Annotated in this window: 13 protein-coding genes; 7 read left to right on the plus strand and 6 right to left on the minus strand. The window is 70.4% G+C overall.

Translation table 11 applies throughout. The features are described 5' to 3' along the window. Positions 1–2 precede the first annotated feature (2 nt). A complete protein-coding gene (locus AB0G28_RS33325; protein ID WP_361098257.1) occupies positions 3–1355 on the minus strand; it encodes a cellulose binding domain-containing protein in 1353 nt (450 codons plus the stop codon). A gap of 205 nt (positions 1356–1560) precedes the next feature. Here AB0G28_RS33325 and AB0G28_RS33330 point away from each other — a divergent pair, with 205 nt between their 5' ends. Further along, positions 1561–2052: a carboxymuconolactone decarboxylase family protein gene (locus AB0G28_RS33330; protein ID WP_361098260.1), complete on the plus strand. Its 492-nt coding sequence runs from the start codon at positions 1561–1563 to the stop codon at positions 2050–2052. A 194-nt stretch (positions 2053–2246) separates the two neighbouring features. Here AB0G28_RS33330 and AB0G28_RS33335 read toward each other — a convergent pair whose 3' ends face one another. Together AB0G28_RS33335 and AB0G28_RS33340 are read right to left on the minus strand one after the other, a co-directional pair. Continuing rightward, entirely contained in the window at positions 2247–3944 is a 1698-nt protein-coding gene (locus tag AB0G28_RS33335) for an alpha/beta fold hydrolase (protein ID WP_361098263.1), read from the minus strand. Positions 3945–4066: 122 nt separating this feature from the next. After that, positions 4067–4522 (minus strand): hypothetical protein, encoded by a 456-nt coding sequence (locus AB0G28_RS33340; protein ID WP_361098266.1) that lies wholly within the window; start codon positions 4520–4522, stop codon positions 4067–4069. Positions 4523–4650: 128 nt separating this feature from the next. Here AB0G28_RS33340 and AB0G28_RS33345 point away from each other — a divergent pair, with 128 nt between their 5' ends. Next, on the plus strand, positions 4651–5673 hold the full coding sequence (locus tag AB0G28_RS33345) for an LLM class flavin-dependent oxidoreductase (protein ID WP_361098269.1): 1023 nt from the start codon (positions 4651–4653) through the stop codon (positions 5671–5673). Between the two features lie 36 nt (positions 5674–5709). On the opposite strand, the gene AB0G28_RS33350 is transcribed toward AB0G28_RS33345, so the two are convergent. From AB0G28_RS33350 to AB0G28_RS33360, 3 genes are all read right to left on the minus strand, one after another. After that, on the minus strand, positions 5710–6474 hold the full coding sequence (locus AB0G28_RS33350) for a polysaccharide lyase family 7 protein (protein WP_361098272.1): 765 nt from the start codon (positions 6472–6474) through the stop codon (positions 5710–5712). A gap of 146 nt (positions 6475–6620) precedes the next feature. Next, positions 6621–8894: a catalase/peroxidase HPI gene (gene katG / locus AB0G28_RS33355; RefSeq protein ID WP_361098275.1), complete on the minus strand. Its 2274-nt coding sequence runs from the start codon at positions 8892–8894 to the stop codon at positions 6621–6623. Then, positions 8891–9343, minus strand: a complete 453-nt coding sequence (locus AB0G28_RS33360) for a Fur family transcriptional regulator (RefSeq protein WP_361098278.1) — start codon at positions 9341–9343, stop codon at positions 8891–8893. The genes katG and AB0G28_RS33360 overlap by 4 nt, the downstream gene beginning before the upstream one ends. Before the next feature lie 106 nt (positions 9344–9449). Here AB0G28_RS33360 and AB0G28_RS33365 point away from each other — a divergent pair, with 106 nt between their 5' ends. The 5 genes from AB0G28_RS33365 (at position 9450) to AB0G28_RS33385 (ending at position 14610) form a co-directional block, all read left to right on the plus strand. Continuing rightward, positions 9450–10247: a thymidylate synthase gene (locus AB0G28_RS33365; RefSeq protein WP_361098281.1), complete on the plus strand. Its 798-nt coding sequence runs from the start codon at positions 9450–9452 to the stop codon at positions 10245–10247. Next, positions 10244–10702 (plus strand): dihydrofolate reductase, encoded by a 459-nt coding sequence (locus AB0G28_RS33370; RefSeq protein ID WP_361098284.1) that lies wholly within the window; start codon positions 10244–10246, stop codon positions 10700–10702. Before AB0G28_RS33365 ends, AB0G28_RS33370 begins: the two co-directional genes overlap by 4 nt. A 187-nt stretch (positions 10703–10889) precedes the next feature. After that, a complete protein-coding gene (locus tag AB0G28_RS33375; RefSeq protein WP_361098287.1) occupies positions 10890–12518 on the plus strand; it encodes a GMC family oxidoreductase N-terminal domain-containing protein in 1629 nt (542 codons plus the stop codon). Continuing rightward, on the plus strand, positions 12515–14089 hold the full coding sequence (locus AB0G28_RS33380; protein ID WP_361098290.1) for a succinic semialdehyde dehydrogenase: 1575 nt from the start codon (positions 12515–12517) through the stop codon (positions 14087–14089). The genes AB0G28_RS33375 and AB0G28_RS33380 overlap by 4 nt, the downstream gene beginning before the upstream one ends. Positions 14090–14289: 200 nt before the next feature. Further along, positions 14290–14610 (plus strand): hypothetical protein, encoded by a 321-nt coding sequence (locus tag AB0G28_RS33385; RefSeq protein ID WP_361098293.1) that lies wholly within the window; start codon positions 14290–14292, stop codon positions 14608–14610. The last annotated feature ends 4 nt before the right edge of the window (positions 14611–14614 follow it).

Raw genomic sequence — 14614 nt, forward strand, 5'->3', positions numbered from 1 at the left:
CGTCACCGCGGGGTGCAGGCCAGCCCGGAGAACTGCTGGGGGTCGCCGCTCACCACGGCGCCCCAGGTCGTCGTCGCCCCGGCGGCGAGTGTCCCGTTGTACGACTGGTTGACCGCGCGCACCTGGCGACCCGTCTGGGTCGGTTGCGCGTTCCAGAAGTTGACCAGCTGCTGGCTGCTCGTGAACGTGAACGTGGTCGCCCAGCCGGACAGCGCGGTCGAACCGGTGTTCCGCACGGTGAACTCCAGCTGACCGCCGCCACCCCAGGTGCCCGTCACCGCGGCGGTCACCGAGCACGACGCGCCGGGCGGCGTGCTCGTGGTGGTGGTCGGCGTGGTGGGTGTCGTCGGCGTCGTGCTGGTCGGTGTGGTGGGAGTCGTGGTGGTGGGGCTCGTGGTGGGGCCGCCCGGGTCGGTCGTGTAGCTGACACTCGTGTAAGCGGCCGAGCAGCCCGACAGGCACTGGTCCGGCAGGGAGAAGCGGTAGACGCGGCCGCCGTTCACGAGCGCGTCACTCGCGTCCCGGACCCGGACCGCGTACGCCGTGCCCGCGGTGGCGGTCGGGCCGATCAGGAAGGCCTGTCCCATGTCGCTGTCCGGTTGCGCCTGCTGCCAGGTGCCGTCCGCGCCGAGGTACTCGACGCCGTGGACGCCGTTGGGCAGGTGCGACACGGCGACGGCCGTCCAGTACCGCTGCGAGCCTTGGAGGAAGCCGAACTTGAGGTCGCCGGTGTAGTTCGGGGGCGGCACGTACGACCACGAGATCTTCCGGTTGTTCCAGTGCGCGGGGTTCATGTCGCCGACGGGGACGCCGTTCTTCACGAACCGGTTCAGCGACGCCGTCGAGAGGTCGAGGTGGCCGGGATCGTCGCGGCACCAGGCGTTCGAGTCACCGCAGCTGTCGGCGACGACCATGGTCAGCTGGGCGCCGGAGTAGCTGTCGGACACCAAGGAACCGTTGCGGCAGAACGGTTGCCCGGGCGCGCCGTCGTTGACCCCGGTGCAGTAGTCGCCGATCGTGACCTGCACGAAGCGCCCGCAGTTGCGGCCGTTGTCCCACAGGCCGATCTTGGCGGCCTGCGAAGGCGGCAGTGGCCGGGGGTAGAAGGAGTAGTCGCCGGGGGTGTTGTAGACGTTGAGGGCGACGAAATCCGGGGCGTCGAGCACTTCCTGGGGCAGCCCGCAGCCGCCGTAGGGAGCACCGAGCCCGTCGAAGTGGGTCGCGTAACCGGTCACCGGGCTGACCGGCGCGGCGCCCGAACTCCACGGCCACAACAGCAGAACACCGAGGACGAGCGCGGCGACCGCGGCGAGGACGGCCGGGCGCGCGGCGATCCGGCGGGAGGCGGATCCCATGGACTCTCCTTCCGCTTTCGGCGGCGCACCCCAGTGGACGCCGTCGTCTGGAAGCGCTCCCAGAGTCCTCCGCGCCACGGTCGTTGTCAATCATCGCGATCCGGCGTGCGTCTCCGTGGTCCGCGTCACACCAGGCGCTGTCACAGAGTTCGCGAAGCCGGTGTCTTGAGGGCGTCGAACCCGATGACACAGTGAGGATTCAGCCATGGGACCCCGTTTCGACCTTTTCACCACCGAGACCGGCGCCCGGCTCGGCAAGCGGTTCGCCAACCTCGGGCAGGTGCTCGCGCGGTCGCCGCTGCCGAAGTCCACGCAGGAGCTCGTCAGCCTGCGGGCCAGCCAGATCAACGGCTGCGGCTGGTGCATCGACATGCACACGAAGGACGCCGCGGCCGCCGGGGAGACGGCCGTCCGGCTCGCCCTGGTCGCCGCGTGGCGCGAGTCGACCGTGTTCACCGCCGCCGAGCAGGCCGCGCTCGCGCTGGCCGAGGAGGGCACGCGCCTCGCGGACGCCCACGAAGGCGTGTCGGACGAGACCTGGGCCCGGGTGCGCGAGCACTACGACGACGAGCAGGTCGCCGCGCTGGTGGCGCTGGTCGCCCTGATCAACGCCGCCAACCGGCTCGCGGTGATCGTGCACCAGAAGGGCGGTTCCTACGAGCCCGGGATGTTCGACGCCTTCGCCGAACACGCCTGAGCACCCGGACGGCCGACGCCTGAGCGCCGCCTGGTGTCGCCGTCCGAGGTCCGTTGACAACGGCCCGGCTCAAGCGCCCCAATGTGGCGTTGGTTGCGTCCAACGCACCGAACGCCACATTGGGTGCGCTGGACGCACCGAACGCCACATTGGGGCGCATCGGACCGAACGTCGAAGAACTTGCGGCGCGGGGGCTAGTACCCGCGGTTCACCGCGCTGATGGTGTCCTGAAGCCGTTGCCGCGTGGGCGAATGCGCGTCACGCGGCGCCGGCTCGGAGGGCGCGGTCGGTTCGCCGGCCGGGCCCGCCACCGGGAAGACCTTGTTCTCCCCGGGCAGCGGGACGCCGGGGCAGATGGTGGCCGCGGGACGCGTGGTCCCCAAGAAGAACGCGTTCACCAGATCGTCCACACAGGAATTGCCGCTGACGGCGTACTGGCCGTGGAACGGCGAATCCGCCACCGAGATCATCGGGACCCCGGCCGTCCGCGCGGCCGTCTCGGCCTGTTCGTAGCCCGTCTGCGGATCGAACTCGCCCTGGACGACGAGGACGTTCTTCGCCGCGCGCACCGGCAGGACCGGCAGCTCGTGGCGGGGGAGGTCGGACCAGAAGCCGCACGGCTCGCTGAGGCCGTACGCCCAGCCGAACAGCGGGTAGGCCGGGCCCTGCAGGTCGCTGAGCAGCTTGTACCAGGTCGACGCCCGGGCCGGCTGGTCGCCGCACGCCACCGCGAACCGGGTGCCGGGCACGTCGGCGTAGTCGGGCTCCAGCTCGGGAGCGGCCGCGACCACGTCGGCGGCGGTCAGCTTCTCCGCGGAGCGGCCGAAGACCGCGCGCGAGACGCGGTCGAGGTCGTCCTTCAGCGCGGCGGGTGGCGGCTTGGCGGTGCCGTCGAGCGCGGCCGCGCCCTTGGTGAGGACCAGCGCGCCGGCCAGCCACTGCCGGGTGCTGCCGTTGCCGACGAAGATGTGGTCGAAGACGTCGGGCGGCACGCCCTGGTCCTTGAAGAAGGCGCGCAGCCGTTCCCACTTGGCCCGGACCTCCGTGGCGGTCTTGCCGAGCTGGTCCGGGAAGCGGCGGGCCAGCCACGGCGCGTAGACGCGGTCGAACTGGCGCTGGTCGATCTTCGGGAACGCTTCGAACGCGGCCTGCAGGCGGCCTTCGAAGTTGACGCTGGAGTCGAGCACCATCTTGCCGGTGTGCCCGGGGAACAGTGACGCGTACTTCGCGCCGAGCCAGGTGCCGTAGGAGTACCCGAGGTAGTTCAGCTTCTCGTCACCCAGCAGCGCGCGGATCAGGTCCATGTCGTGCGTGGTCTGCCAGGTGGTGATGTACGGCGCGAGCGCGTCGCTCTGGCACGCTTCGGCCAGGACCTGCGGCGTCCGCTGGTGCAGCGCGATGCTGCGGGCCGAGCGGTCGCGGGCGTCGAGGCCGTCGTCGTCGGGCAGCCGCCCGAGCGGGACCCGGCAGACGAACCCCGCGTCCGTGCCGCCTTCCTGCCCGGTGCCGCGGGGGTCCATGCCGACGAAGTCGTAGTGCTCGCGCACCGACGGCTCGAGCCCGGCCAGCGCGCCGGCGAGCGAGGTGCCCTGGCCGCCCGGCCCGCCGGGGTTCAGCAGGATCGCGCCCCGCCGGTCCCCGGTGGCCGCGACCCGGCTGATCGCCACCTGGAGCTCCGGGCCGGCGGCCGGGGCCGCCCAGTCCCGCGGGACCGTGATCCGCGCGCACTCCGCGGCCGGGAACCGGCTCGGTTGCTTGAACGGGCAGGCGCCCCAGGAGACCTTCTGCGCCAGGTACGGCGCGAGCGGATCGGGCGTGGTCGCGGCGGCGGGCGCCGTGGCCGCCACCAGGACCGAGACGGCCACCGCCAGACCGGTTCGGGACGTTCGCACCGCGTGTTTCCTTCCTCGCGCACCAGCGGCAAGATCAAATCACGGCCGGTGGGCGACGGGCAGCGCGAAAACCGCGGCTCGCCGGGGTGTTCCTTCGATCCGGTGAACGCCGTGGGGGCTGCTCAGGTGCGGTACGGGCCGTGGCTGCCCAGATCGGGGCTCACCTGCGGGTGCGGGCCGGGCTGCCCCGGCACCGGCTCGACGACGGCTTCGGCGGCCGGCCGCTCGGTTTCGCGCTCCTGGAAGCGGGTTTCGACGATCTCGTCCTGACGGCGGCGGGCGAGCACGGCCAGCGTGAGGACGTGCGCCACGGCCATCAGCAGGAGGAAGACGCCGAGCCTGCCGACCAGGGCGGCCGTCGAGCCGGACCACCGGGGACCGACCACCGAGAGCAGGGCGAGGACGCCGAAGGAGACGAGGTGGAAGACGGTCACCACCATCCACGCCATCGACGCGGACCCCTCGCCGCCGTCGGGCCCGCTCAGGTAGCGGCGGCCGCCGCGGTAGAGGACCTGGCCGTCGGCCACCACGAAGACCAGTCCGATGATCAGGAAGCCGGTGAGGTCGTTGTCGGGCATCGTCTCCTCCTCGTTTCGGGCGGAGTACCCCGGACCGAGCGGCCGCGGTCGCCGGTTCACCGGAACGAGCGACCGGTCGGCCTGCTCACACCGGGAATCAAACCCGGCCGCCGGACGCTTGAGCAGGCGTGAAGAAGATTGGCTTCCTCTCGTTCGGCCACTGGTCGGCGAGTGCGCACTCCGAGACCCGGTCGGCCGCGGACTTCCTGCACCAGTCGATCGACCTGGCCGTCGCCGCCGAGGAGCTCGGCGTGGACGGCGCGTACTTCCGCGTGCACCACTTCGCGCGGCAGGCGGGCAGCCCGTTTCCGCTGCTCTCGGCGATCGGCGCGCGGACGTCGAAGATCGAGATCGGCACCGGCGTGATCGACATGCGCTACGAGAACCCGCTGTACATGGTCGAGAACGCGGGCGCCGCCGACCTCATCGCCGGCGGCAGGCTCCAGCTCGGCATCAGCCGGGGATCCCCCGAGCAGGTGATCGACGGCTGGCGCTACTTCGGGTACGCCCCCGCCGAGGGCGAGACGGACGCGGACATGGCCCGGCAGCACACCGAGGTGTTCCTCAAGCTCCTCGACGGCGAGGGCTTCGCGCAGCCGAACCCGCGGCCGATGTTCGCCAACCCGCCGGGCCTGCTGCGGCTCGAGCCGCACTCCGAGGGCCTGCGCGACCGCATCTGGTGGGGTTCGGGCTCGAACGCGACGAGTGTGTGGGCCGCGAAGCTGGGCATGAACCTGCAGAGCTCGACGCTCAAGGACGACGAGACGGGCGAGCCGCTGCACGTCCAGCAGCGCAAGCAGATCGAGGCCTACCGCGAGGCGTGGACCGAAGCCGGCCACGAGCGGGAGCCGCGGGTTTCGGTCAGCCGCAGCATCTTCGCGCTGACCACCGACCGGGACCGGGCCTACTTCGGCCGCGACCGCCACTCCCGCGACCAGGTCGGCATGATCGACGAGAACACCCGGGCGATCTTCGGCCGCTCCTACGCCGCCGAGCCCGACGAGCTGGTGCGCGAGCTCAAGGAGGACGAGGCCGTCCAGGCCGCGGACACGCTGCTGCTGACCATCCCGAACCAGCTCGGCGTCGACTACAACGTCCACGTCCTGGAGGACATCCTCACCCACGTGGCCCCGGAGCTGGGCTGGCGCTGACCGGCGGCGGCCCGGTGGCGGCCGGGCCGCTCGTCCTCAGCCGTGGGTGACCTTCAGGCCGTAGAAGGCGACCCGCGCGCCCTTCGTCGTGCTGTCCGAAGAGGACTGGTTGTACGAGCCGGCCTTGAAGTACTGCTTGTACGCCTTGAACGACGACGGGATGCCGTAGTGCGTGGTGCTCCCGTTGACCGTGAGGTCGATGGTGTCGCCGCCGGAGATGCCGATCGTGTACGTCCACGTCTTGCCGATCGCGACGTGCCCGACCGTGTGGGCCGTCTGCCCGCCGTCGGGGGAGTTCTCCGTGCCCAGCACGATGTCCCCGCTCGCCCGGTAGTACAGCTCCAGCAGCGGTTTCGTCGACGAGCCGCCGGTGCCGAGGTGCACCTGGCCGACGCAGACGTTCGACGTCACCGAGACCACGCGCAGGGTCGCGCTCAGCTTGTGCGACCCGCTCAGCGACCAGTTCGCGGCGGAACCGTCGCGGTTCATCTCACGCAGCTCCGACCGCGCGTAGTTCGAGTTCGGCGTGGTGACGCCCTTCTCCGGCGCCCAGAAGGTCATCGCGCCGTCGCGGGTGTCGGTGTAGAAGTAGCTGTCCTGGAAGCCGTCCGGCCCCTGCAGCCGGGATGACGAGATGGTCGTCGGGCTGCCCGGGGAGCCGACCGGCTCCTGCAGCTGCCAGATCGAGAGGTCGAAGTTGCCGCCCGGGGCCACGGACGGGTCCGCGGCCAGCGCGGGGGACGCGGTCGCCGCGGCCAGGGCCGGGACCACCAGGAGGACGAGCAAGGCACGAACACGCATCGGCGGGTGTCCTTTCACGATAAATGGTCTGGACAACCCGGCGGCGTGGACTCACGGTAGGTCGGGGCTCACTCCTTGTCAAGATCGGCGCGAAGACGGACGGGCCCGGCCGATCGCGAGGATCGGCCGGGCCCGTCCGGGGTGACTCAGCGCAGGTCGAAGCGGTCCAGCTCCATGACCTTCGTCCAGGCCGCGACGAAGTCGGCCACGAACTTGTCGCGGGCGTCTTCGCTGGCGTAGACCTCCGAGAGGGCGCGCAGCTGCGAGTTCGAGCCGAAGACGAGGTCGACCGCGGTGGCGGTCCACTTCAGCTCGTCGGTCGCCGCGTCGCGGATCTCGTAGACGTTCTCCTCGGACTCCGACGCCTTCCACTTGGTGCCCGGCGAGAGCAGGTTGGCGAAGAAGTCGTTGGTGAGCACGCCCGGCTTGTCCGTGAGGACGCCGTGGCGGGCGCCGCCGACGTTGGCCCCGAGGGAACGCAGGCCGCCGACCAGGACCGTCATCTCCGGCGCGCTCAGGCCGAGCATGTAGGCGCGCTCGACGAGCAGCACCTCCGGCTGCAGCTTCTCACCGGCGCGCAGGTAGTTGCGGAAGCCGTCGGCGCGCGGCTCGAGGACCGCGAACGAGTCGGCGTCGGTCTGCTCCTGCGAGGCGTCGGTGCGGCCCGGGTGGAACGGCACGGTCGTCTCGACGCCGGCGTCGCGCGCCGCCTTCTCGACCGCGGCCGAGCCGGCCAGCACGATGAGGTCGGCCAGCGAGATCTGCGCGCCGCCCGCCTCGTTGAAGTCGCGCTGGACGCCCTCGAGGATCTCGAGGACCTTGCCGAGCTGCTCGGGCTGGTTGACCTCCCAGGTGCGCTGCGGCTCCAGGCGGATCCGGGCGCCGTTCGCGCCACCGCGCTTGTCGGTGGAGCGGAAGCTGGCGGCCGACGCCCACGCCGTGGAAACCAGTTCCGCGGTGGTGAGCCCCGAGTCGAGGACCTTCGCCTTGAGGGCGGCGATGTCGGCGTCGCTCACGAGCTCGCCCTCGACGGCCGGCACCGGGTCCTGCCACAGCTGCGGCTCGGCGACCCACGGGCCGAGGAAGCGGCTGACCGGGCCCATGTCACGGTGCAGCAGCTTGTACCAGGCCTTGGCGAAGGCCAGCGCGAACTCGTCCGGGTTGTCCTTGAACCGCTGCGAGATCGGGCCGTAGATCGGGTCGAAGCGCAGCGACAGGTCCGTCGTGAGCATCGTCGGCTTGTGCTTCTTGGCCGGGTCGAACGGGTCCGGGATGATCTCCGGCGCGTCCTTGGCGACGTACTGCTTGCCGCCGCCCGGGCTCGTGGTGAGCTCCCACTCGTAGCCGAAGAGGATCTCGAAGAAGCGGTTGCTCCACTGGGTCGGCTTGTCGGTCCAGGTGACCTCGAGGCCGCTGGTGATCGCGTCCGCGCCCTTGCCGGTGCCGTGCGTGCTCAGCCAGCCGAGGCCCTGCGCCTCCAGCGGGGCGCCCTCGGGCTCCGGGCCGACGTGGTCGTCGGCGGTGGAGGCGCCGTGGGTCTTGCCGAAGGTGTGGCCACCGGCGATGAGGGCGACGGTCTCCTCGTCGTTCATCGCCATCCGGGCGAAGGTCTCCCGGATGAAGTGGGCCGCCGCCTCGAAGTCCGCGTTGCCGCGGGGACCCTCGGGGTTGACGTAGATGAGGCCCATCTCGGTCGCGCCGACCTCGGGCGCCATCTCCGACTCGCTGACGTAGCGCTCGTCGCCCAGCCAGTCGTCCTCGGGGCCCCAGATGACCTCTTCGGGCTCCCAGACGTCCACGCGGCCGAAGCCGAAGCCGAAGGTCTTGAAGCCCATGGACTCGAGGGCGACGTTGCCGGCGAGCACCAGCAGGTCGGCCCACGAGATCTTCTGGCCGTACTTCTGCTTCACCGGCCACAGCAGGCGGCGTGCCTTGTCGAGGTTGGCGTTGTCCGGCCAGCTGTTGAGCGGGGCGAAGCGCTGGTTCCCGTCACCGGCGCCGCCGCGGCCGTCGTGGATGCGGTAGGTGCCCGCGGCGTGCCAGCTCAGGCGGATCATCAGGCCGCCGTAGTGGCCGAAGTCGGCGGGCCACCAGTCCTGCGAGGTGGTGAGCACCTCGGTGATGTCCCGCTTGAGGGCCTCGACGTCGAGCTTCGCGAACTCCTTGGCGTAGCTGAAGTTCTCGCCGAGCGGGTTGCCCTTGGGGGAGTGGGCGTGCAGCACCGACAGGTCGAGCTGGTTGGGCCACCAGTCCTTGTTCGTGCGCGGACGGCCCCCCGTCTTCGGCGTCGGGGAGTCGATCGCCGGGTTTTCGCTCTCGCTGCCGTGCGAAGTCACCGAGTCGTGCGCGACCGGGCACCCGGCCGCCGCCTTCTTGTCCACGCCCTGCGCGCTGGAGGGGTTGTCCTGGGTGGAGCTCATTTACTTCCTTCCGGGAGCGGCGAATCATTTCGGGGACGTTCGGCCGCGCAGTCGGGGCAGGTGCCCCAGTAGACGACCTCCGCCTGGTCGATCACGAAACCGTGGTCCTCCGAGGCGGTCAGACAGGGGGTGTGGCCGACGGCGCAGTCGACGTCGGCTATCGCCCCGCACGAGCGGCACACGACGTGGTGGTGGTTGTCACCCACCCGTGACTCGTAGCGGGCGTTCGCGCCGGCCGGCTGGATGCGGCGCACCAGCCCGGTGTCGGTGAGGGCCCGCAACACGTCGTAGATCGTCTGGTGCGACACCGTCGGGTGCTCGGCCCGTACCAGGTCGATCACCGTTTCGGTGTCGACGTGGGGATGGTCGCGCAGCGCGGACAGCACGGCCAGCCGGGGTCGCGTGACCCGCAGCGAGACCGCCCGCAACTGCGCTTCGAAGTCTGACATCACCGGTGACCCTAGGGCGTTTTCTGGAATGGGTCAAGTTAACGTTCGCGGGGTGTCGGCCATCCGGAGTTCACGCTGAGTCAGCGGCCTGGCTAGGCTCCCGGGCATGCCGGACACGCAGTACGAAGACCTCCTCCGCCACGTCCTCGACACGGGCGCCCGCAAGGGCGACCGTACCGGCACGGGCACGAGGTCGATCTTCGGGCACCAGCTGCGGTACCGCCTGTCCGAGGGCTTTCCCCTGATCACCACGAAGAAAGTCCACTTCCGGTCGATCGCCTACGAGCTGCTGTGGTTCCTGCGCGGCGACTCGAACGTGAAGTGGCTTCAGGAGCACGGCGTCACGATCTGGGACGAGTGGGCGTCCGGCGACGGTGACCTGGGACCGGTCTACGGCGTGCAGTGGCGCTCGTGGCCGACCCCGGACGGGGGCCACGTCGACCAGATCGCCGAGGTGCTGCGCACGCTGCGCGAGAACCCCGACTCGCGGCGGATCGTCGTGTCCGCGTGGAACGTCGCCGACATCCCGCGGATGGCGCTGCCGCCGTGCCACGCGTTCTTCCAGTTCTACGTCGCCGACGGCGAGCTGTCCTGCCAGCTGTACCAGCGCAGCGCGGACCTGTTCCTCGGCGTGCCGTTCAACATCGCCAGCTACGCGCTGCTGACGCACATGATCGCCGACCAGGTGGGCCTTGGCGTCGGCGACTTCGTCTGGACCGGCGGGGACTGCCACGTCTACGACAACCACGTCGACCAGGTCCGGACGCAGCTCGCCCGCGAGGCGCGGCCGTTCCCGCGGCTTCGGTTGAAGCCGGCCGACAGCTTGTTCGACTACACCTACGAGCACTTCGCGCTCGACGGCTACGACCCGCACCCGGGCATCAAGGCCCCGGTGGCGGTGTGATCGGGCTCGTCTGGGCGCAGGCGGCGAACGGTGTCATCGGCCGTGACGGCGCGCTCCCGTGGCACCTGCCGGAGGACCTCAAGCACTTCCGCACGGTGACCGCGGGATCGGCGGTGCTGATGGGCCGCCGGACGTGGGAGTCGCTGCCGCCGCGGTTCCGGCCGCTGCCGGGCCGGCGGAACCTGGTCTTGTCGGCGACCCCGCAGGACGGGGTCGAGACGTTCGCCGACCTGCCTGCCGCTTTGGCCGCGGTGACCGGTGACCTGTGGGTGATCGGCGGCGCGGCGGTGTACCGGGCGGCGCTGCCGTTCGCGGACCGGATCGTCGTCACCGAGATCCGGGAGTCCTTCGACGGGGACACCTACGCGCCCGAGGTGGGACGGCCCGCGGACTCCGTGGGGGAGTGGCTGGAGTCCTCGACCGGCCTGCACTACCGCTTCCTGGCCTGGGGCTGAGTCTCGCTCGGAGGTGCCCGGCGAACGTCGCGAATGACTCATTCGGGACCTCCGACGTCCCGAATGAGTCATTCGCGACGCTTGGCCGCCCGCCGCCCGGGCCGTTGCGCTCGCGGGGGTCGGCGCTATACGGTTGGCGAACTAGAACACGTTATAGTTTGTCGGGCCGGCGGACCGAGGAGCGAACATGGCGAACAGGGCGGCGCGCGGCGACGAGGCCGACTACGTCGTCGTCGGGTCGGGGAGCTCGGGGGCGGCGATCGCGGGACGGCTGGCCCAGTCCGGGGCCAGCGTGATCGTGCTCGAAGCCGGCAAGAGCGACGAGCAGCTGCTGGTGAAGAAGCCCGGGCTGGTCGGCCCGATGCACGCGGTGCCGCAGCTCAAGAAACCACTCGACTGGGGCTTCTACGGCGTGCCGCAGAAACACGTTCTCGATCGGCGGATGCCGGTGCCGCGTGGCCGGGTCGTCGGCGGCTCCAGCTCCATCAACGGCATGGTCTACGTCCGCGGCAACCGCGCCAACTTCGACTCCTGGGCCGCCGAGGGCAACACCGGCTGGGACGCCGACAGCGTCAACGCCGCCTACAAGCGCATGGAGGACTTCGAAGACGGCGAGAACGCCTTCCGCGGCGCGGGCGGGCCGATCAGGGTCACCCGCGCGAAGAACCCCCAAGAGGGCTCGCTGCAGTTCGTCGACGCCACCGCCGACGCGCTCGGCTGCAAGATCCTCGACGACTACAACGCCGAGTCCCAAGAAGGCGTCAGCCGGATGCAGCAGAACGCCGCCGACGGCCTGCGCTACAGCGCCTCGCGTGGCTACATCCACCACCTCGCGCCCCCGACGCTGCAGCTGCAGGACCGGGTGATGGTCGAGAAGGTGCTGATCGAGAACGGCCGCGCCGCCGGCGTCGAGGTCCTCGACCGCGGCCGCCGCCGCACCATCCGCGCCGGCAAGGAGGTCATCCTCTCCGCCGGGGTCATCGGCTCCGCCCAGCTGCTCATGCTGTCCGGCATCGGCCACGCCGAGCACCTCAAGGAACACGGCATCGACGTCGTCGCCGACCTGCCCGTCGGCGACAACATGCACGACCACATGTTCCACGCCCTGACGTTCCACGTGTCGACCAGCAAGAACAAGGGCACGGCGCCGTACTTCGCCCGTGGCCTGGCCCGGGAGCTCCTGCGCCCCGGCACGACGTTCCTGGCGAACTCGGTCTTCGAGGCGGTCGCGTTCCTGCGGACCTCGCAGGCCGGCGCGGTCCCCGACCTGCAGCTGCACCTGCTGCCGTGGGCGTACGTGTCACCCAACCAGGACGCGCCGATCCGGCACGACGTCGACAAGCGCCCCGCGCTGACCGTGCTGACGACGCTCATCTACCCGAAGAGCCGCGGCACGCTGCGGCTTGCCTCGGCCGACCCGGCGGCGGCCCCGCTCATCGACTTCCAGTACCTGTCCGACCCGGCCGACCTCGAGCTGCTCGGCGAGGGCTCGGAGATGGTGCGCGAGATCTTCGCGTCGAAGGCGTTCAAGGGCGCGGTCAAGGAGGAGATCCATCCGGGCGCGCACCTGAAGGGCCAGGAACTGCGCGACGCGATCCTGAACCGCGCGACGTCGGTCTACCACGGCGTCGGCACGTGCCGGATGGGCGTCGACGAACTCGCCGTCGTCGACCCCGAACTGCGCGTGCGCGGTGTCGAGGGCCTGCGGGTCTGCGACGCTTCGATCATGCCGTCCATCACCGGCGGCAACACCAACGCGCCCTGCATCATGATCGGCGAAATGGGCGCCCAGCTCGTCCTCGGGAGCCGGTCATGACCGTCACGCCGCTAGAACTCACCCGCCCGGCGTCCGTCACCGACGCCTTCCTGCAGCAACTCGTGGCCCGCGTGCCGGGTTCGTCGGGCGCGACCTGGAAGCTGACCGAGGTCTACACCGGCGACCTGCTGGTCGAGCTGCCGCAGTCGACGCCGGAGGACATCGAGCGGGCGTTCGCCGTCGCGCGCGAGGCCCAGCGGAAGTGGGCCGCGACGCCGGTCAAGGAACGGCTGGCGGTGTTCAAGCGGGCGCACACGCTGTTCGTCGACCGCGCGCGGACGGTCGCCGACCTGATCCAGGTGGAGAGCGGCAAGAACCGGCGGATGGCGATCGAGGAGACCTGCGACCCGCCGATGGTGATGAGCCACTACCTGAAGCGCGCGGCCCGGCTGCTGGCGCCGGTCAAGCGCGGCGGCCCGGTGCCGCTGGTGACGACGTCGACCGAGGTCCGGCAGCCCAAGGGGGTCGTCGGCATCATCGCGCCGTGGAACTTCCCGTTCGCCACGGGCATTTCCGACGCCGTCCCGGCGCTGATGGCGGGCAACGCGGTCGTGCTGAAGCCGGACAACAAGACGGCGCTTTCGCCGCTCTACGGCATCCGCCTGCTGGAGGAGGCCGGCCTGCCGGAGGGGCTGTTCCAGGTGGTGTGCGGCGAGGGCCCGGACGTCGGCCCGACGCTGATCGACAACGCGAACTACGTGATGTTCACCGGTTCGACGGCCACCGGCCGGGTGATCGGCGAACGGGCGGGCCGCAACCTGATCGGCTGCTGCCTGGAGCTCGGCGGCAAGAACCCGATGATCGTCCTCCCGGACGCCTCGGTCGCCGAAGCGGTCCAAGGCGCGATCTTCGGCGCGTTCGGCAACACGGGCCAGATCTGCATGCACATCGAGCGGATCTACTTGCCGGAGTCCCGCTACGAGGAGTTCAAGAAGGCCTTCGTGGCAGCGGCCTCGGCCCTCGACGTCCGGGCGGCGTACGACTTCGGCCCGGACATGGGCTCGCTGGTCTCGGTGGACCACATGCGCCGGGTGAAGTCCCACGTGGACGACGCGGTGTCGAAGGGCGCAACGGTGCTGTGCGGCGGCAAGCCCCGCCCGGACCTCGGCCCGGCGTTCTTCGAGCCGACGATTCTCGAGGGCGTCACTTCGGAGATGCTCTGCGGCGTCACTGAGACGTTCGGCCCGGTGGTGGCGCTGCACAAGTACCGCACGGTGGACGAAGCCGTGGCACTGGCGAACGACACGGACTACGGCCTGAACGCGTCGGTGTGGAGTGGCGACGTCGCGGCGGGGTGTGGGTTGGCGGCGCGCATCGAGTCGGGAAATGTGAACGTCAACGACATTCTCGCGACGGCGTATGCGGCCAAGGGGACGCCTTCGGGCGGGGTGAAGAACTCCGGGGTCGGCGCGCGGCACGGTGATCAGGGGTTGCTCAAGTACACCGATGTGAAGAACGTGGCGGTGCTGAAGAAGCAGGTCATGGGACCCCGGCCGGGGCAGGGGTACGAGAAGTACGTCGAGAGCATGCTGTCCGGGCTGAAGATGCTGCGGAGGTTCCGGATCCGGTAACGGTCATGTCCCGGTCGGCGATGAGGGTGCTGACCGGGAGGGGAGCATGCGGTACGTGCGGGTGACCGTGACCGTGACCGAGGACGGAACCGGGGCGAATTTTCTCGACCCCGATCCCTGCCTTCGCAAGCTTCCCGAGCTTCAGCTCCCAGCCTGGGCGCGGCACGGGGGGCAACGAGATGGGTGATCCGCTTCACCGGGTGGACAAGGGCCACTTCAAGGCGCTTTTCATGCTCGGCGCGGAAGACGACGAGATGTCTGTCGAGAACGTCGACGCCCAGTTGCACCTTCCCGACGGGACGCGGTGGAGTGCGACGTTCATGACGCCTCGGGAAATCGAGCGGATCATGAACAGATGGCGGACCACGGGAGAAGAAGGCGGTGGCGCCTACTTCCAGTGCCGGGATCTCGTCGTGGTCCCGTCCGGAGGGGTGACAGCGATGGTCTCCGCGTTCGAGGCCATCTTGGACTCCGGTGGCCCGGAAGGCTACCTGCAGTTACTCGGCACGCAGAGCGGCTGACCCG

Origin of the sequence: Amycolatopsis sp. NPDC021455 (genome assembly GCF_040640995.1) — a bacterium.
In the GTDB taxonomy this organism is placed as follows: Bacteria; Actinomycetota; Actinomycetes; order Mycobacteriales; family Pseudonocardiaceae; genus Amycolatopsis.

Bases quoted from the DNA above. Each gene is read 5' to 3' on its own strand.
- AB0G28_RS33325 (WP_361098257.1), bottom strand. From the start codon at position 1,355: ATGGGATCCGCCTCCCGCCGGATCGCCGCGCGCCCGGCCGTCCTCGCC.
- AB0G28_RS33330 (WP_361098260.1), top strand. From the start codon at position 1,561: ATGGGACCCCGTTTCGACCTTTTCACCACCGAGACCGGCGCCCGGCTC.
- AB0G28_RS33340 (WP_361098266.1), bottom strand. From the start codon at position 4,522: ATGCCCGACAACGACCTCACCGGCTTCCTGATCATCGGACTGGTCTTC.
- AB0G28_RS33350 (WP_361098272.1), bottom strand. From the start codon at position 6,474: ATGCGTGTTCGTGCCTTGCTCGTCCTCCTGGTGGTCCCGGCCCTGGCC.
- katG (WP_361098275.1), bottom strand. From the start codon at position 8,894: ATGAGCTCCACCCAGGACAACCCCTCCAGCGCGCAGGGCGTGGACAAG.
- AB0G28_RS33360 (WP_361098278.1), bottom strand. From the start codon at position 9,343: ATGTCAGACTTCGAAGCGCAGTTGCGGGCGGTCTCGCTGCGGGTCACG.
- AB0G28_RS33365 (WP_361098281.1), top strand. From the start codon at position 9,450: ATGCCGGACACGCAGTACGAAGACCTCCTCCGCCACGTCCTCGACACG.
- AB0G28_RS33375 (WP_361098287.1), top strand. From the start codon at position 10,890: ATGGCGAACAGGGCGGCGCGCGGCGACGAGGCCGACTACGTCGTCGTC.
- AB0G28_RS33380 (WP_361098290.1), top strand. From the start codon at position 12,515: ATGACCGTCACGCCGCTAGAACTCACCCGCCCGGCGTCCGTCACCGAC.